This is a genomic window from Vibrio comitans (assembly GCA_024346835.1).
GTDB classification, from domain to species: Bacteria; Pseudomonadota; Gammaproteobacteria; order Enterobacterales; family Vibrionaceae; genus Vibrio; species Vibrio comitans.
The window spans coordinates 1,830,134-1,846,489 of sequence record AP024866.1 but is presented as its reverse complement, the minus strand read 5'-3'; the positions used below and the strand labels follow the sequence as shown (position 1 = coordinate 1,846,489).

At 44.0% G+C, this 16,356-nt stretch carries 16 protein-coding genes, 1 riboswitch and 1 other annotated feature; of the genes, 11 read left to right on the top strand and 5 right to left on the bottom strand.

Annotation, left to right across the window (positions count from 1 at the left end; all coding sequences use genetic code 11):
* The first annotated feature begins 93 nt into the window (after window positions 1-93).
* Window positions 94-1,398 carry an inosine/guanosine kinase gene (locus OCU46_RS08460; RefSeq protein ID WP_141268367.1) on the top strand — a complete coding sequence of 435 codons (1,305 nt, stop codon included), beginning with the start codon at window positions 94-96 and terminating at the stop codon, window positions 1,396-1,398.
* A gap of 296 nt (window positions 1,399-1,694) precedes the next feature.
* On the opposite strand, the gene OCU46_RS08455 is transcribed toward OCU46_RS08460, so the two are convergent.
* Entirely contained in the window at window positions 1,695-2,117 is a 423-nt protein-coding gene (locus tag OCU46_RS08455; RefSeq protein WP_141268365.1) for an H-NS family histone-like protein, read from the bottom strand.
* A gap of 458 nt (window positions 2,118-2,575) precedes the next feature.
* Window positions 2,576-2,760, top strand: a riboswitch (Lysine riboswitch).
* A gap of 90 nt (window positions 2,761-2,850) precedes the next feature.
* On the opposite strand from OCU46_RS08455, the gene OCU46_RS08450 reads away from it, so the two are divergent.
* The 9 genes from OCU46_RS08450 (at window position 2,851) to hisIE (ending at window position 12,043) form a co-directional block, all read left to right on the top strand.
* A complete protein-coding gene (locus OCU46_RS08450; RefSeq protein ID WP_141268363.1) occupies window positions 2,851-4,446 on the top strand; it encodes a Na+/H+ antiporter NhaC family protein in 1,596 nt (531 codons plus the stop codon).
* A gap of 219 nt (window positions 4,447-4,665) precedes the next feature.
* Window positions 4,666-4,793, top strand: a sequence feature (His leader region).
* A 45-nt stretch (window positions 4,794-4,838) separates the two neighbouring features.
* On the top strand, window positions 4,839-5,735 hold the full coding sequence (gene hisG / locus OCU46_RS08445; protein WP_141268361.1) for an ATP phosphoribosyltransferase: 897 nt from the start codon (window positions 4,839-4,841) through the stop codon (window positions 5,733-5,735).
* Between the two features lie 3 nt (window positions 5,736-5,738).
* Complete coding sequence (hisD, locus tag OCU46_RS08440; RefSeq protein WP_141268359.1) at window positions 5,739-7,034, top strand: histidinol dehydrogenase; 1,296 nt, start codon at window positions 5,739-5,741, stop codon at window positions 7,032-7,034.
* A 12-nt stretch (window positions 7,035-7,046) separates the two neighbouring features.
* Window positions 7,047-8,099 carry a histidinol-phosphate transaminase gene (hisC, locus tag OCU46_RS08435; protein WP_141268357.1) on the top strand — a complete coding sequence of 351 codons (1,053 nt, stop codon included), beginning with the start codon at window positions 7,047-7,049 and terminating at the stop codon, window positions 8,097-8,099.
* A gap of 27 nt (window positions 8,100-8,126) precedes the next feature.
* Complete coding sequence (gene hisB / locus OCU46_RS08430) at window positions 8,127-9,200, top strand: bifunctional histidinol-phosphatase/imidazoleglycerol-phosphate dehydratase HisB (protein WP_141268356.1); 1,074 nt, start codon at window positions 8,127-8,129, stop codon at window positions 9,198-9,200.
* A 3-nt stretch (window positions 9,201-9,203) separates the two neighbouring features.
* On the top strand, window positions 9,204-9,830 hold the full coding sequence (gene hisH, locus OCU46_RS08425) for an imidazole glycerol phosphate synthase subunit HisH (protein WP_141268355.1): 627 nt from the start codon (window positions 9,204-9,206) through the stop codon (window positions 9,828-9,830).
* A gap of 32 nt (window positions 9,831-9,862) precedes the next feature.
* Window positions 9,863-10,600, top strand: a complete 738-nt coding sequence (gene hisA / locus OCU46_RS08420) for a 1-(5-phosphoribosyl)-5-[(5-phosphoribosylamino)methylideneamino]imidazole-4-carboxamide isomerase (RefSeq protein WP_065209741.1) — start codon at window positions 9,863-9,865, stop codon at window positions 10,598-10,600.
* A gap of 37 nt (window positions 10,601-10,637) precedes the next feature.
* Complete coding sequence (gene hisF, locus OCU46_RS08415; protein WP_141268354.1) at window positions 10,638-11,411, top strand: imidazole glycerol phosphate synthase subunit HisF; 774 nt, start codon at window positions 10,638-10,640, stop codon at window positions 11,409-11,411.
* Window positions 11,408-12,043: a bifunctional phosphoribosyl-AMP cyclohydrolase/phosphoribosyl-ATP diphosphatase HisIE gene (gene hisIE / locus OCU46_RS08410; RefSeq protein WP_141268353.1), complete on the top strand. Its 636-nt coding sequence runs from the start codon at window positions 11,408-11,410 to the stop codon at window positions 12,041-12,043. The genes hisF and hisIE overlap by 4 nt, the downstream gene beginning before the upstream one ends.
* A gap of 46 nt (window positions 12,044-12,089) precedes the next feature.
* On the opposite strand, the gene OCU46_RS08405 is transcribed toward hisIE, so the two are convergent.
* The 4 genes from OCU46_RS08405 to OCU46_RS08390 all read right to left on the bottom strand — a co-directional run bounded on the left by OCU46_RS08405 (window position 12,090) and on the right by OCU46_RS08390 (window position 14,792).
* Window positions 12,090-12,584, bottom strand: a complete 495-nt coding sequence (locus OCU46_RS08405) for a YchJ family protein (protein WP_141268352.1) — start codon at window positions 12,582-12,584, stop codon at window positions 12,090-12,092.
* A gap of 52 nt (window positions 12,585-12,636) precedes the next feature.
* Window positions 12,637-13,407 (bottom strand): EAL and HDOD domain-containing protein, encoded by a 771-nt coding sequence (locus OCU46_RS08400; protein ID WP_244311325.1) that lies wholly within the window; start codon window positions 13,405-13,407, stop codon window positions 12,637-12,639.
* Window positions 13,408-13,514: 107 nt separating this feature from the next.
* Window positions 13,515-14,234: a UDP-2,3-diacylglucosamine diphosphatase gene (gene lpxH, locus OCU46_RS08395; protein ID WP_141268351.1), complete on the bottom strand. Its 720-nt coding sequence runs from the start codon at window positions 14,232-14,234 to the stop codon at window positions 13,515-13,517.
* A 63-nt stretch (window positions 14,235-14,297) separates the two neighbouring features.
* Window positions 14,298-14,792: a peptidylprolyl isomerase gene (locus OCU46_RS08390; RefSeq protein WP_141268350.1), complete on the bottom strand. Its 495-nt coding sequence runs from the start codon at window positions 14,790-14,792 to the stop codon at window positions 14,298-14,300.
* A gap of 156 nt (window positions 14,793-14,948) precedes the next feature.
* On the opposite strand from OCU46_RS08390, the gene cysS reads away from it, so the two are divergent.
* On the top strand, window positions 14,949-16,328 hold the full coding sequence (gene cysS / locus OCU46_RS08385) for a cysteine--tRNA ligase (RefSeq protein ID WP_141268349.1): 1,380 nt from the start codon (window positions 14,949-14,951) through the stop codon (window positions 16,326-16,328).
* Window positions 16,329-16,356: the final 28 nt, after the last annotated feature.

The window sequence follows — 16,356 nt, the reverse complement described above, 5'->3', positions numbered from 1 at the left end:
TCTGAGTTAACCGTTTGCGTTTTCATAGTGTGTTGAAGGTCACATTTCTAGCGTCTACAATTTGCAGATCTATTCCCCTAACATAGAACTCGAATGAAATTTCCAGGCCAACGCAAATCTAAGCACTACTTTCCAGTTAATACCTCTGATCCATTAGTTCCGAAAACACAAGCTGATGACGGTGCTCATAGCACGTATGTTGTGGGAATTGATCAGACGTTAGTAGACATAGAAGCTACGGTTTCAGATGAGTTCATTAGCAAGTTCAATCTTAGTAAGGGCCACTCTTTGGTCATTGACGACCAAACCGCAGAGTCGCTGTATAACGAGCTTAAACAGCAGCAATTGATCACCAATGAGTATGCGGGTGGTACTATTGGTAACACCTTACACAACTACTCAGTGTTGGCAGACGACAAGTCTATCTTGCTTGGCGTGATGAGTGCTGACATCAAAATTGGCAGTTATGGTTTCCGTTATCTGTGTAATACCTCTAGTCGCATGGATCTAAATCACCTACAAGGTGTGGATGGCGCTATTGGTCGTTGTTTTACCCTTATCTCTGATGGCGGTGAGCGTACCTTTGCGATTAGCGAAGGTCAGATGAACCAACTTCGCGCAGAGAGTATTCCTGAGTCTATTTTCCCTGATGCAGCCGCTCTTGTACTGACTTCATACTTGGTTCGTTGCAAAGAGGGTGACCCAATGCCTGAAGCAACGATGAAGGCAGTAGAGTATGCGAAAAGGCACAATGTTCCTGTTGTTCTAACCCTTGGCACAAAGTTCGTTATCCAAGATGATCCACAATTCTGGATTGATTTTATTTCTGAAAACGTTTCTGTTGTGGCAATGAATGAAGAAGAAGCTGAGGCGCTGACAGGTATGAGCGACCCTCTACTCGCTGCAGATAAAGTCTTGGACTGGGCTGACTTAGTTCTATGCACTGCGGGCCCTGTAGGTCTGTTTATGGCAGGTTATACAGAGGAGAGTGCTAAGCGTGAAACCTCATTGCCACTTCTACCAGGAGAAATAGCAGAGTTTAACCGCTATGAATTCAGTCGTCCTGCTTTGAAATCGGCCTGTACTACTCCTATCAAAGTCTACTCGCATATTGCGCCATATATGGGTGGTCCAGAGAAGATTAAGAATACGAATGGGGCAGGTGATGCCGCTTTATCTGCTTTATTGCACGATCTGTCAGCGAATAGATTCCATAAGCAGAATATTCCTAATTCGAGTAAACACGAGCATGAATATTTGACTTACTCTTCTTTCTCGCAGGTTTGTAAATATTCTAATCGTGCCAGTTATGAAGTTTTAGCACAGCATTCACCTCGTTTATCTCGTGGATTGCCAGAGCGAGAAGATAGCTTAGAAGAGGCATACTGGGAAAGGTAATATTTTGTAATTAAATAAAGGCTCCGATAGGGGCCTTTTTACATAAAGCTGACAATTAGTTCTGTTTTTGATTTGAAAAGCCTAGCGTTAAAATTACCGAACAGTAGAGAGTAGAACAAAAGCTTACAAAGGTGTTGGTATTGTAGTCGATATAGGTTCGCCCAATAACGTTATTTTGGTTCTTTATCTATTGTTAATTTCGGTATCTAAATTTGCATATGCTGGTTAACTAGCGGCATAAAAAAAGCCCCCAAGTTGGGAGCTTAATTCAATCTAATGCAAATCTAGTATTTAAATTATGCCTTGATTAGGAAAGAGTCTAGAGACTTACCTTCATCAAGTTGCTTTTGGATTGCAGAAGGCGTACGGCCTTGGCCTGTCCACGTTTTAGTTGCGCCGCTTTCGTTTACGTATTCGTATTTAGCAGGACGTGGAGCACGTTTAGATTTTGCTTTACCCGTTTTAGCAGAAGAATCACCAGCAACTGCTGCTACTAGATCTTCAATATCAATGCCTTCTTTAAGAAGCTGCTGAGCATATTCCGCAAGTTTCTTTTCTTTTTCTTCACGTGCTGCGCGTTCTTCAGCTTCGTTTTCACGACGCTCTTCTACAACAGTCGTTAATTTATCTAAAGCTTCTTCTAGTTGTTCTAGAGTTAGTTCACGAGAGAAAGCGCGAAGACTACGGATATTAAGAAGTGTTTTAGTGATTTCAGACATTTTATGATCCCATCAGATTTATACAGCAAACAATTGTTGCTCAAGTAAGGTGCACAGTTGTGCCACAGAATATGTCAATTATATAAGAGCTTTTCTAATAGTTAAATATAAAATAAATAAAATTCCAAAAATAATAAGAAACAAAAGAATTGAAAATAAAAGGAACTTTTATAATCTCGTAAATTATTCGCTTTAATTCAAAACAGAGTTACCTAACTTAAACATCACCTTAGAGTATTCAATCAATTCAATGCGCGGTAATACCTGTCTTGCTAACTAACTGATCTTCATAGCTAAATCTTGAAGAACAAGACTCTTAAAATAGGTGATTAATACTTGGATACTGTTTCTGAATCAAGTGCTGCCACTTTATGTTGCAATTTCGATTTATCTCAGTAGAATGCGTCGCTCCTAGATCATCTAGTAGCATATTACATTTTGTAAGTTGCCTAACTAGGGGATGAGGTAGAGGCGCAGATACTATCAGTAGCTAACAATAGAGTGATGTCGTTGTAATTGTTAGTGAAAGGAGTAACTGCCGAAATGAGTAATCCAATCAAGATTGCTTGTTGGGGTTATTTCCGAAAGGAATAACACTGCCATAGTCTATTGTGTTGTTAAACTATGGAGCGCTACTGTGGGGTAACCTGTCGCCAGATGGGTTGCTTATTCAACATCATGTCGAATACCTATCTACAGTAGATCTCTTACCAAATTTGGTATTAAGAAGATCATGAATTTAATGGATTTTGCTACATCGCCTGTTTCTTTATTGCCCCCTTTATTGGCTTTAGGGCTGGCTATTATTACTCGTCGCGTACTACTTTCTTTAGGTACCGGTATCGTCCTTGGCGGTTTCCTTTTAGCTGATTACTCCGTAACTGGAGCAGCAGGTTACATTTTTGACACCGTATATGGCGTATTTATCGAAGACGGCAGCATCAACTCATGGAACATGAGTATTGTTGGATTTCTATTGCTGCTAGGCATGATGACAGCATTGCTGACGTTGTCTGGTGGTACTCGCGCTTTTGCTGAGTGGGCTCAGGCTCGCGTAAAAAGCAAACGTGGCTCTAAGCTTCTTGCAGCTTTCTTGGGCGTGTTCATCTTTATTGATGATTACTTTAACAGTCTTGCTGTTGGTGCGGTTGCTCGTCCTGTGACAGATCGCTTCTACGTTTCAAGAGCTAAGCTTGCTTACATTCTTGATTCTACTGCCGCACCTATGTGTGTGTTAATGCCAGCATCAAGCTGGGGTGCATACATAATGACGATCATTGGTGGCATTCTTGTTAGCCACAACATGACCGAATATTCTGCGCTTGGAGCTTACGTTCGTCTTATCCCAATGAACTTCTATGCGGTATTTGCACTGCTTATGGTATTCGCTGTAGCCTGGTTTAAGATCGATGTGGGCGCGATGCGTCGTCATGAGATTGAAGCCTCTCAAGGTCGCGGTTTCGAAAAGGATGAAGAAGCTGAAGGTTCACACCTAATTGATGAAGAACTGGATATTGAGCAAAGCTCTCGCGGTTCAGTAACAGACCTAACCCTTCCTATCGTTACTTTGATTGCTGCGACAGTAGCGGCAATGATGTACACCGGTGGTTTGGCTTTGGCTGAAGATGGTATTGCGTTCAATGTGCTAGGTGCGTTTGAGAACACCGATGTGGGTACTTCTCTAATCTATGGTGGTCTAGTGGGCATCGTAGTTGCACTTGCAACGGTATTACGCCAAGGCTTGCCTGTAGTTGATATCAGCCGTGCATTGTGGATTGGTGCTAAATCTATGTTTGGTGCAATTCTAATCCTAGTATTTGCATGGTCTATTGGTAGCGTAATTGGTGATATGAAGACGGGTTCTTACCTATCATCGATGGCACAGCAAGCAAATATCAATGCAGGTTGGTTGCCAGTAATCCTATTCTTGCTAGCGGGTGTGATGGCATTCTCTACCGGTACTTCTTGGGGTACCTTCGGAATCATGCTTCCAATCGCGGGTGATATGGCTGGAGCGACGGATCTTGCTTTAATGCTTCCGATGTTGGGTGCTGTACTTGCAGGTTCAGTATTTGGTGACCACTGTTCACCTATCTCGGATACCACCATCCTGTCATCAACGGGTGCACGTTGTAATCATATCGACCACGTTGCAACTCAGTTGCCGTATGCGATTTCTGTAGCGCTTATCTCTTGTGTGGGCTTTATCACACTAGGTATGACAACCTCGGTAGCAATATCGTTTGCTGCATCAAGTGTGGCGTTTGTGGTGGTATGTTTTGTGCTTTCCACCCTGTCTCGCTCGAAGATGGCTTGCCAAAAGGCATAGCGTCTCGATTGCTAACTTAAATAGATGATTAAAAAGGAAGCGTTGCTTCCTTTTTTTGTAAAGAGCATTTTACGTTTCCGTCGCACCCTAAGTAAATTTGACCCGAAAACGTATTTTTCATAACTAAACGGTTGCAAAGTTTGATCTGCTTAGTTAGTGTGTTTGTAAGCCAATTGAATAAGCCTTTAAGAACATGCGCCGACAAGATATGAACCTACATCATCATCACCATCACCCACACTAGTCTTTCGGGCGAGTTGCGCGTATCCGGGAGACAATGCTCTCGGAGGTTGAATCAAGAATTCAGATTTAAACCCTTGGGAGCCTAGCCCCAAGGGTTTTTTCATTTTATACGATTAACAAATTTAGAATATCAGCACAGGGAATCTGCAATGCAAACACAACGTCTAAGAATTGCTATTCAAAAGAAAGGTCGACTTAGCAAAGAATGTCAGGAATTACTCAAGAAGAGTGGCGTTAAATTCAACATTATGGGAGAGCGTCTAGTCGCTCATTCGTTAAACACACCAATCGACCTTCTATTGGTACGTGATGACGATATCCCTGGCCTTATCATGGATGGTGTGGTTGATTTAGGTTTCATTGGTGAGAATGAATTAGAAGAGGTTCGTCTTGATCGCAAAGCACAAGGCCAACCAAGCACGTTCAAAACACTACGTCGTCTAGACTTTGGTGGCTGTCGTTTATCTATCGCAGTCGACAAAGAGATGGAATATGCGGGCCCTCAAGATCTTGCAGGCAAACGCATTGCAACAAGCTACCCACACTTGCTTAAGGCGTACATGGACACGCAAGGCATCGATTTTAGCACCTGTATGCTAACCGGTTCTGTAGAAGTGGCGCCTCGCGCTGGTCTAGCTGACGGTATTGCTGACTTGGTGTCGACTGGCGCTACGTTAGAAGCAAACGGCCTAAAAGAAGCCGAGGTTATCTTCCGCTCAAAAGCAACGCTTATTCAACGTGACGGCGAGTTTGAACAAGAAAAGCTCGACCTAATCGATAAACTACTTACTCGCATGCAGGGTGTACAGCAAGCGAAAGAATCAAAATACATCATGCTCCACGCCCCTCTTGACCGCTTAGAAGAAGTCACTGCGCTGCTTCCAGGTGCTGAAGACCCAACAGTACTGCCATTATCTAACGATAAGTCTAAAGCTGCTATCCACCTAGTGAGCTCAGAAAACCTGTTTTGGGAAACCATGGAGCAGTTGAAGGAGTTGGGTGCAAGCTCAATCCTATTGCTACCTATTGAGAAAATGATGGAGTAGGCAATGAGAACGGTTACTTGGCAATCATTAAGTGAAGAACAGCAAGGCGCTGTTCTTCAGCGCCCAGCCATTGCTGAGGGTGCAAACATTACGGCTGCAGTATCTGCGGTAGTAGATAGCGTAAAAAAAGACGGTGACAAGGCACTGCTGGACCTAACCGAAAAGTTTGATGGCATTCGTCCAGACAGTATTCGAGTGTCTAATGCAGACATCGACGCTGCCTCAGAGCGTCTGTCGGAAGAGATGAAGGCGGCACTTAACCAAGCGTACAAAAACATTGCAAAGTTTCACCAAGCTCAAAAGCCAGCGCCACTTAGAGTCGAAACTCAACCGGGTGTTGTGTGTGAGCAGGTAACGCGTCCAATTAATACTGTCGGTTTGTATATTCCTGGTGGCAGTGCACCATTACCATCAACGGTATTGATGCTCGGTGTACCCGCGCAAATCGCAGGCTGTAATAAGGTCGTATTGTGTTCGCCTCCGCCGATCGCAGATGAAATTCTGTATGTCGCTAAGCTGTGTAATATCGATGAAGTGTATAACCTAGGTGGCGGACAAGCGATTGCTGCTATGGCCTACGGCACTGACACGGTAGCTAAGGTTGATAAGATCTTTGGACCAGGTAACGCGTACGTAACCGAAGCTAAGCGTCAAGTAAGCAATGACTTTCGCGGTGCTGGCATTGATATGCCTGCAGGACCATCAGAAGTACTGGTGATTGCAGATGAGACTGCAGATCCTGACTTTATTGCCGCTGATTTATTGAGCCAAGCTGAACACGGCCCTGATTCTCAAGTTGTGCTAGTGACACCTTCTGTGTTGATTGCCGATCAAGTGACCGATGCGGTTCAGCGCCAGTTGCAACAACTATCTCGTAAAGATATCGCTCAACAAGCTCTAGCTTCTAGCCTAATCATCATTGCTGAATCAGTGACTCAAGCCATCGCTATCTCGAACTACTACGGTCCAGAGCACTTGATTGTTCAGACTAAGAATCCACGTGAATTAGTGCCACTTCTTGATAATGCGGGTTCTATCTTCTTAGGTGACTGGTCTCCAGAGTCTGTGGGTGACTACGCATCGGGTACTAACCATGTATTGCCAACGTATGGCTATACGCGTACTTATTCCAGTCTTGGTTTAGCCGACTTTAGTAAGCGCATGACAGTACAAGAGTTAAGTGCAGATGGTTTAAAAACACTAGCACCAACCGTTGTCACTATGGCTGAAGCGGAAGGTCTTGATGCCCACAAACGCGCCGTAACCATACGTGTAGAAAAACTGTTATCGGCTGAGTAGGAGAGATTGAACATGGAAAAGTTAGCACGTAAACAAGTCCAAGCTCTTACTCCGTATCTGTCGGCTCGCCGTATCGGCGGTTCTGGTGATGTATGGCTAAATGCCAATGAATCACCGTTTGATAATACGTATACCCTAGAGGCTTCTCGCTTAAATCGTTATAGCGAATGCCAACCTCCACAGTTGATTGAGGCTTATGCCTCATACGCTGGCGTTGCGCCACAGCAAGTTTTGACGTCGCGTGGTGCCGATGAAGGCATCGAGCTTCTTATCAGAGCGTTTTGTGAGCCGGGCGAAGATGCGATTCTTTATTGCCCGCCGACCTATGGCATGTATGCCATTAGCGCCGAGACAATTGGCGTTGAGCGTAAGACCGTACCTCTGACTGATGAGTGGCAGCTTAACCTAGAATCCATCGAGCCAAATCTTGATGCAGTCAAACTGGTTTTTGTTTGCTCCCCTAATAATCCAACCGGCAACTTAATCAATCGTGAAGATATTGTCTCGTTACTTGAGATGACGAAAGACAAAGCGATTGTAGTGATGGATGAAGCCTATATCGATTTTTGTCCAGAGGCGTCTACGGTTGATCTTCTAAGCCAATATCCAAACCTTGCCATCCTGCGTACCATGTCTAAAGCTTTTGCTCTTGCGGGTTTACGTTGCGGGTTTACCTTGGCAAATGAGGAATTAATTCAGGTACTACTTAAGGTGATTGCCCCTTATCCAGTGCCCGTGCCGGTAGCGGATATTGCTTCGGCGGCTTTGTCTAAAGAAGGGCTCGTGCGCGCGATGACGCAGATTTCAACCCTAAATGACAATCGCGCATTTTTGCAGACTGAACTGCAGGCAATACCTGATGTGACGGTATTTGCGGGTTTTGGTAATTACTTGCTAGTGCGCTTTAGCGACGGCGATGCGTTATTTAAAGCCGCTTGGGATGCAGGTATTATTTTACGTAATTCCCCAATTAAAGATTGTGTACGCATTAGCATTGGCAGTCGTGAAGAGTGTGAAAAAACACTGAATTTTATTAAGCAACAATTGGCTCAATTTGCAGCGTAGGACGCCGAATTAGAATAAGGAACAATAATGAGCAACTCCCAAAAGATTTTATTTATCGACCGTGACGGCACCTTAATTGTTGAGCCACCGGTAGATTTTCAAGTAGACCGCTTAGATAAACTAAAATTTGAACCTTTAGTGATCCCAAGCCTTTTAACTCTGCAAGATGCAGGGTATCGCCTGGTTATGGTGACTAACCAAGACGGTTTAGGCACGGATAGCTATCCTCAGGCTGACTTTGATGCGCCGCACGATTTGATGATGCACCTTTTTGAATCTCAGGGTGTGCACTTTGACGATGTCCTGATCTGTCCACACTTTGAAGAAGACAACTGCTCTTGCCGCAAGCCTAAGCTTGGTATGGTGAAAGAATACCTGCAATCAGGCAAGGTAGACTTTAAGACATCAGCAGTGATTGGCGACCGTATTACAGACCTTCAATTGGCTGAAAATATGGCGATACAAGGTATTCAATACAACCCTGAAACGCTTGGTTGGCCTGCTATCGTCAAAATGTTAACCACTAATCCTCGCGTTGCTGAGGTAGTGCGTACCACCAAAGAAACGGATATTCGTGTTGCGGTAAACCTTGATGAAGCTGGTGGCAACAAGATTGAGACTGGTCTTGGATTTTTTGACCACATGCTAGATCAAATTGCTACTCACGGCGGATTCCAGCTGAAACTCTCTGTTGATGGTGATCTGCACATTGACGATCATCACACCGTTGAAGATACCGCACTAGCGCTAGGCCAAGCGATTAAAGAGGCTTTGGGTGATAAGCGTGGTATCGGTCGCTTCGGCTTTAGCCTACCGATGGATGAGTGTTTGGCGCAGTGTAGCTTAGACCTTTCTGGCCGCGCTTACCTTAAGTTTGATGCCAAATTTAGCCGTGAAGAGGTGGGTGGATTCTCAACGGAGATGGTTGTTCACTTCTTCCGCTCTCTTGCTGATGGTATGGCGTGTACATTGCACCTGTCGTCAACAGGTGACAATGACCACCACATTATTGAGAGCTTGTTTAAAGCGTTTGGTCGCACTTTGCGTCAAGCGATCAAGGTTGAAGGTACTGAGCTACCGAGTAGCAAAGGGATGTTGTAAGAGATGAGTGTGGAAAATCAATCGCAAACCGTTGTGATCATTGATACAGGCTGTGCAAACGTCTCTTCAGTACGCTTTGCCATCGAACGCTTGGGCTTTGATGTTGCAGTCTCAAAAGATCCAGATGTTGTGCTTGGGGCAGATAAGCTGTTCTTGCCTGGAGTAGGAACAGCTAGTGAAGCTATGCAAAACCTGAAAGAGCGCAACCTTATTGAGTTGGTTAAGCAGGTAGAGAAGCCGATGCTGGGTATCTGCTTAGGCATGCAACTTCTTGGGAAACTGTCTGAAGAGAAAGGCCAAAAGGCTGACGAGATCGTACCGTGTCTCGGTCTTTGTGAAGGCGAAGTACGTAAGCTCGACAGTAAAGAATTCCCTCTGCCTCATATGGGTTGGAACACTGTCTCAGCAGCTGAAGGGCACCCTTTGTTTAAGGGGATTGAGTCTGGAGAATACTTCTACTTTGTGCACAGCTTTGCGATGCCAGTAGGGGATTACACCATTGCCAGTTGTGATTATGGCAGTCGCTTTAGTGCCGCTGTTCAAAGTGGTAACTATTATGGTGTTCAGTTTCACCCAGAGCGCTCTTCAAAGGCTGGCTCACAATTGATTAAAAACTTTTTAGAGCTGTAAGGCTTTAACTATTTCGACTTTAGGGACTAGAAGTGATTATTCCAGCATTAGATTTAATTGAAGGTCAGGTAGTCAGATTATACCAAGGTGACTACGGACAGGTAACAGAGTACAAGGTAGACCCAGCAGAGCAGTTCAACCTTTATCACCAAGCAGGTGCCAACTGGTTACACTTGGTCGATTTAACAGGTGCAAAGGATACTAGTGCACGTCAGCTTGATCTTATCGGGCGACTTCTAAAAAGTACTCCAGCCAAAATTCAAATTGGTGGCGGCGTTCGTACAGAGCAAGACGTTATTGATTTATTAGATGCAGGCGCGGAGCGTGTTGTTGTAGGGTCAACCGCCGTTAAGCAGCCTGAGCTAGTTAAAGGCTGGATGGAAAAATATGGCCCTGAGCATATTGTTCTCGCTCTCGATGTAAACATTGATAAAGAAGGTAATCGCAAGGTCGCAGTATCAGGATGGCAAGAAGATTCAGGTGTGACGATTGAAGCGCTTATTGAGGATTTTCTAACGGTTGGCTTGAAGCATGTGCTTTGTACTGACATTTCAAAAGATGGCACGCTTACTGGTTCAAACGTAGAACTGTATGTTGACCTTTGTAAGCTATATCCACAGGTGCACTTTCAGTCATCTGGTGGTATCGGAAGCCTTGCGGATATCGAAGCATTGAAGGATACCGGTGTGCGCGGTGTTATCGTGGGACGTGCCTTACTTGATGGCAAGTTTACCGCTGAACAAGCATTTGCAAGCTGGGAAACAGCCTAGTCATTGAGTTTAAGCTTTTAAAAGGATTACAGGTATTATGTTAGCGAAGCGAATAATTCCTTGTTTAGATGTCCGTGACGGACAAGTTGTAAAGGGTGTTCAGTTTAGAAACCATGAAATCATCGGAGACATTGTTCCTTTGGCTCAGCGTTATGCCGAAGAGGGCGCGGATGAATTGGTGTTCTATGATATTACCGCCTCTAGTGACGGTCGTGTAGTCGACAAGAGCTGGGTTGCTCGCGTAGCAGAGGTAATTGATATCCCATTTTGCGTAGCTGGTGGAATTAAGTCCGCAGAAGACGCGTCAAGAATTCTAGAGTTTGGTGCTGATAAGGTCTCGATTAATTCACCAGCATTGGCTAATCCAGAATTGATCACACACTTGGCAGATAAATTTGGCGTGCAGTGCATTGTGGTCGGTATTGATTCTTACTTTGATAAAGAGACAGGTAAGTATCAGGTTTACCAATTCACAGGTGATGAAGCAAGAACCAAGGCGACCCAATGGGAAACCAGAGACTGGGTACAAGAGGTTCAAAAGCGTGGCGCAGGTGAAATCGTGTTAAACATGATGAACCAAGATGGCGTTCGCAATGGCTACGATGTGACTCAGCTGAACATGGTGCGTGAAGTCTGTAAGGTACCCTTGATTGCATCAGGCGGTGCAGGCGCTATGGAGCACTTTGCCGAGGCCTTTAATAAAACCAATGTGGATGGTGCTTTAGCCGCTTCTGTATTCCACAAACAAATCATCAATATTGGTGAATTAAAACAATACCTTAAGACCCAAGCAGTAGAGGTGAGAATATGAGTTTTGCAACAGCTGAAGTAACGACATTAGCTGAACGAATTGACTGGGATAAGGTTGACGGCCTAGTGCCAGCTATTGTTCAGGATTTCATTTCTAGCCAAGTACTGATGATGGGCTACATGAACCCAGAAGCATTGCAAAAAACAGGCGAAACAGGGCAGGTTACCTTCTTCTCACGTACTAAACAGCGTTTGTGGACTAAGGGTGAAACCTCTGGCAACGTACTGCAACTTAAAAACATTGCGCTAGATTGTGACAATGACACCTTGCTGGTTAAAGTCGCTCCAATTGGCCCTACTTGTCACACTGGCACAACAACCTGTTGGGATGCAGACTCTCAAGAAGAGTCGCAAATGGTGTGGCTTCATCAGCTCGAGACTCTACTGGCCGAGCGCAAATCAGCCGATCCTGACTCTTCCTACACCGCCAGCTTATATGCCCGTGGCACCAAGCGTATTTCGCAGAAAGTGGGTGAAGAAGGCGTTGAAGTCGCGCTTGCGGCGACGTCGGGCGATAAGGCGGAATTAGTCTGTGAATCAGCAGACCTGATTTATCACTTGATTGTGTTACTTCAAGACCAAGGTTTATCGTTAAATGATGTGGTGAATAAGCTTAAAGAGCGTCATAAGTAATCGACCTCATTGAAAAGGCCATCTCATTTGAGATGGCCTTGTGCTTTTAGATGCCACAGCACTTTTTATATTTCTTTCCACTACCGCAGACACAAGGGTCATTACGGCCTATTTCCTTTTTCTTCACTGGAAGCGGGTAGTCATACATTTCACCGTCAATATAAAACCATTGATCGTCTTCTCTAACGAAACGTGATTTCTCTGTGAAACTGTATTGACGTTTATCTTCGATAAAATAGGCATTGAAGGTGACGTAGCCTTCATTGTCATCCTTGCCAGGTTCTGTGCTTACGACCTCTAGCTTTTTCCACTCACCATGCACTGACTCAGCAATAGCATCGGCTTCTGCCGCTGCGTTACAGCTTGGGTGATAGGTACGCACTACAAAGTCCACTAGTCTTAATTCATGGGCGCAATAGCGAGCGCGCATTAACTGCTCAGGTGTAAGGGCATTTTTTGGGCTTGAATGGATCGGTTGGCAACAGTCTTGATAAGCCTTTTGGCTATGACAACGGCAAAGGGAAGTGGCTGATTCGCTCATTGAAATGTCGTAATTGATAAATTTGAGCCAATTATAACACTGTTATTAGAGATTATTTATTTCGAAGAGAGGATTGCCTACCTGTAAAGGCGATAAATTGGTGCTGTGAGTTTTGTAGCACTTCATTCGCCGCTATCGTATCCGGCAACTCATAGACTGTAGACGGGCTACGGGCTTGATGATTTAGTTCTTGGTATACCTTTCGATACCAAAGTGGGTAAGACTCATTTAATACGTGCTTTTCAAACATTTCGGGCATCGCGAGATAATAACCTTGAAAGAGATCAAATCCTGCGTTGCGTGCTTGTAAGTATTGGTGCTTATGCTCAATTTTTTCGGCGATAAATCGAATATTTAGATGTTTGTGAGCTTGAATAAACCGATGTGAATCAAATAAGGAATACTGCTTTATATCAAGCTTAATAATTGAGATAAATGGAATGACGGGGTCCCATTCTGGAGATGGAATAAAGTCATCCAGTGCGATTTGGTATCCTTTTGAATGCAAATCTTTGATGGCTTCAATGAGTTCAATACTTGGTGAATCCCCCTCTAATACCTCTATAACAATATTCTCGGGAGGAAGGCATAACGGAAGGCCGTTAATTATGCAATCATGACTGAAGTTAATATATCCAGTAACATTATTAAGTAGTAATTGGGATTGGTCTAATAAAAGATCAACCATTATGGAACGAGTTGCATAATTGGCGTTGACTTTAGGATAACGATTTAAATGGCTTTGTCGATACAGCAACTCATAAGCTACTGTATTGCCATTACGGTCTGAAATCGATTGTCGAGCAATAAATGAACTGTACACAAAATATCAACTATCACAAAAATGTCACATTTGATAATAGACATAAATGATGACTTTTATATTAATTTCGATCAAAAATGCCTATTTAGTAGTATTAAAAGTGTAATTTATAGAGGTTGGTTAAATAAATTGAGGTGGTCTTTGGTGACTTCGAGGATTGATGCTTGAGTAAACCAATCTCCAAGGACAATACGCTTCATATTTCCAACGGTATCTAATTGGTGGATATTTTGGCGATGGGTGTGTCCATGAATAAGCCATTGTGCTTTATGGCGTTGCATCGCATCAATAACCGCCTGTTGATTCACATCCATAATTTCGTAGGATTTGGACTGCTTGTCATCATTGGCATTATTTTGCACTTTCTTAACTAACTTACGGCGCCAAGATAGAGGAACTCGGTTGTAAATCCACTGTAGCCATTTTAAATGCATCTTCTTGCGAAACTCTTGATATTTCACATCATCAGTACAGAGAGTATCGCCATGCATGATTAGAGTAGGAGTACCATAAAGGTCAATCAAGGTTTCATCGCCTAGCAGCTTAGCGCCACTTTTACGCTCAAATCGCTTACCCACTAAGAAATCGCGATTGCCTTGCACGAAAAAGCATGGCGTTCCAGCGTCGACAAGTGTCTTTATCTCTTGGGTTACTGTGTTGTTCAGAGGTGAGTCATCATCATCTCCAACCCAGAATTCAAATAGATCTCCTAGGATATAAACCGCATCTGCGTTTGGCGCATCTTCACGCATAAAGCGCACGAAAGCGTCGGTCATATCGTTGCGATTAGGAGTAAGGTGTAGATCAGAGATAAAGAGTGTACGCATTGGGAGAGGATTCCATTAGAGAGAATAAACCGCCTAAGGTGTGCTTAGGCGGTTTGAAAGCTATTACTCAGCGATAGTAGTGCCAGTAATAATAACTTCTTCTAGAGGAACATCTTGGTGCATACCCATGCTACCAGTGCTCACGCCTTTGATTTTGTTTACTACATCCATGCCTTCAGTCACTTTACCGAATACACAGTAACCCCAACCATTCATGTCTTCTGATTTGAAGTCCAAGAAAGTGTTGTTGTTAATGTTGATAAAGAACTGCGAGCTAGCAGAATGCGGTTCCATAGTACGCGCCATTGCGATAGTACCAACAGCGTTGCTTAGACCGTTGTTTGCTTCGTTCTTGATAGTGTCGCGAGTTGGTTTCTCACGCAAGCCAGAAGTCATACCGCCGCCTTGGATCATAAAACCATCGATAACACGGTGGAAAAGAGTGTTGTCGTAAAAACCATCTTTACAATACTGAGCGAAGTTTGCCGCTGTAACAGGTGCAGCTTCGTGGTTCAGTTCTAGAGTGATGTCACCGTGATTGGTGTGAAGGGTGATCATAAGAGCGTCCTTAACGTTTATTTAGTAGATAAATCGAATCAAATTCTAACCAAACTCTCAGCACAATCAACTGCTATCCGAGTTTTATGTTACTTAACGGGTTATGTGTTGGTATACTAACCGCATTATTGCCACCAAGAAGTAAAAGCAGAAGAAATGCTCAAGATATACAATACACTGACGCGCCAAAAAGAAGAATTCAAACCTATCACTGCCGGTAAAATAGGCATGTATGTGTGTGGGGTGACCATCTATGACTTGTGTCATATTGGACATGGCCGTACTTTTGTTTCTTTTGACGTAGTGTCTCGTTACCTTAGATATCTTGGTTATAACTTGAACTTTGTACGCAACATTACTGATATCGATGATAAAATCATCAAGCGTGCAGCAGAGAATGGCGAAAGCTGTGAGTCTCTGACAGAGCGCCTTATCGCTGAAATGCATGCTGATTTTGATGCACTTAACATGAAACGCCCAGATGTCGAACCTCGTGCAACAGAATTCATTGATGAGATTATCGAACTTGTTGAAAAGCTGATCGAACGTGGCTTTGCGTATGTTGCAAGCAACGGCGATGTGATGTTCGAAGTGAGCAAGTTTGATGAATACGGAAGACTATCTAAGCAAGATCTAGAGCAACTTCAAGCGGGTGCTCGTGTGGACATTGAAACAGCGAAACGCAGTCCACTAGACTTTGTTCTATGGAAGATGTCAAAACCAGGTGAACCAACTTGGGAATCACCATGGGGCGCAGGTCGTCCGGGTTGGCACATTGAATGTTCTGCAATGAACTCATCTATTCTAGGCAATCACTTTGATATTCACGGTGGTGGTTCAGATCTACAATTCCCTCACCACGAGAATGAGATTGCTCAGTCTTGCTGTGCCCACGGCACCCAATATGTAAATACTTGGATGCACAGCGGCATGGTAATGGTCGATCAAGAGAAAATGTCTAAGTCTTTAGGCAACTTCTTTACGATCCGCGACGTATTAGGCCATTACGACTCTGAGACGGTTCGTTACTTCCTAATGTCAGGACACTACCGTAGCCAGCTAAACTACAGCGAAGATAACCTAAACCAAGCTCGTGCTTCTCTTGAGCGTTTATACACTGCGCTTCGTGGTTTAGATGCATCTGCAACGCCTGCGGGTGGTGAAGACTACGTGTCTCGTTTTACCGCTGCAATGAATGATGATTTCAACACACCTGAAGCTTACGCTGTGCTATTTGATATGGCCCGTGAAGTGAACCGTTTGAAGGGTGCTGATCTGGAAAAAGCGAGTCAACTGGGTGCATTGATGCGCGAGTTAGCGGACGTGATTGGTATTCTTTATCAAGATCCTGAAGCCTTCTTACAAGGTGAGCAGGAAGACGATGAAGTTGCTGAGATTGAAGCATTGATTAAGCTTCGTAACGACTCTCGTGCTTCTAAAGATTGGGCAAATGCCGATCTTGCTCGTGATAAGCTAAATGAACTGGGTATTATCTTAGAAGATGGTCCTCAAGGTACCACTTGGCGTCGCAAGTAGTGCTCAACCTTTGAATAATTAGGGCTGA

Excerpts from the sequence above, each read along its gene's own strand:
- OCU46_RS08460 (WP_141268367.1), top strand. The coding sequence starts at position 94 with ATGAAATTTCCAGGCCAACGCAAATCTAAGCACTACTTTCCAGTTAAT.
- OCU46_RS08455 (WP_141268365.1), bottom strand. The coding sequence starts at position 2,117 with ATGTCTGAAATCACTAAAACACTTCTTAATATCCGTAGTCTTCGCGCT.
- OCU46_RS08450 (WP_141268363.1), top strand. The coding sequence starts at position 2,851 with ATGAATTTAATGGATTTTGCTACATCGCCTGTTTCTTTATTGCCCCCT.
- hisG (WP_141268361.1), top strand. The coding sequence starts at position 4,839 with ATGCAAACACAACGTCTAAGAATTGCTATTCAAAAGAAAGGTCGACTT.
- hisD (WP_141268359.1), top strand. The coding sequence starts at position 5,739 with ATGAGAACGGTTACTTGGCAATCATTAAGTGAAGAACAGCAAGGCGCT.
- hisC (WP_141268357.1), top strand. The coding sequence starts at position 7,047 with ATGGAAAAGTTAGCACGTAAACAAGTCCAAGCTCTTACTCCGTATCTG.
- hisB (WP_141268356.1), top strand. The coding sequence starts at position 8,127 with ATGAGCAACTCCCAAAAGATTTTATTTATCGACCGTGACGGCACCTTA.
- hisH (WP_141268355.1), top strand. The coding sequence starts at position 9,204 with ATGAGTGTGGAAAATCAATCGCAAACCGTTGTGATCATTGATACAGGC.
- hisF (WP_141268354.1), top strand. The coding sequence starts at position 10,638 with ATGTTAGCGAAGCGAATAATTCCTTGTTTAGATGTCCGTGACGGACAA.
- hisIE (WP_141268353.1), top strand. The coding sequence starts at position 11,408 with ATGAGTTTTGCAACAGCTGAAGTAACGACATTAGCTGAACGAATTGAC.
- OCU46_RS08405 (WP_141268352.1), bottom strand. The coding sequence starts at position 12,584 with ATGAGCGAATCAGCCACTTCCCTTTGCCGTTGTCATAGCCAAAAGGCT.
- lpxH (WP_141268351.1), bottom strand. The coding sequence starts at position 14,234 with ATGCGTACACTCTTTATCTCTGATCTACACCTTACTCCTAATCGCAAC.
- OCU46_RS08390 (WP_141268350.1), bottom strand. The coding sequence starts at position 14,792 with ATGATCACCCTTCACACCAATCACGGTGACATCACTCTAGAACTGAAC.
- cysS (WP_141268349.1), top strand. The coding sequence starts at position 14,949 with ATGCTCAAGATATACAATACACTGACGCGCCAAAAAGAAGAATTCAAA.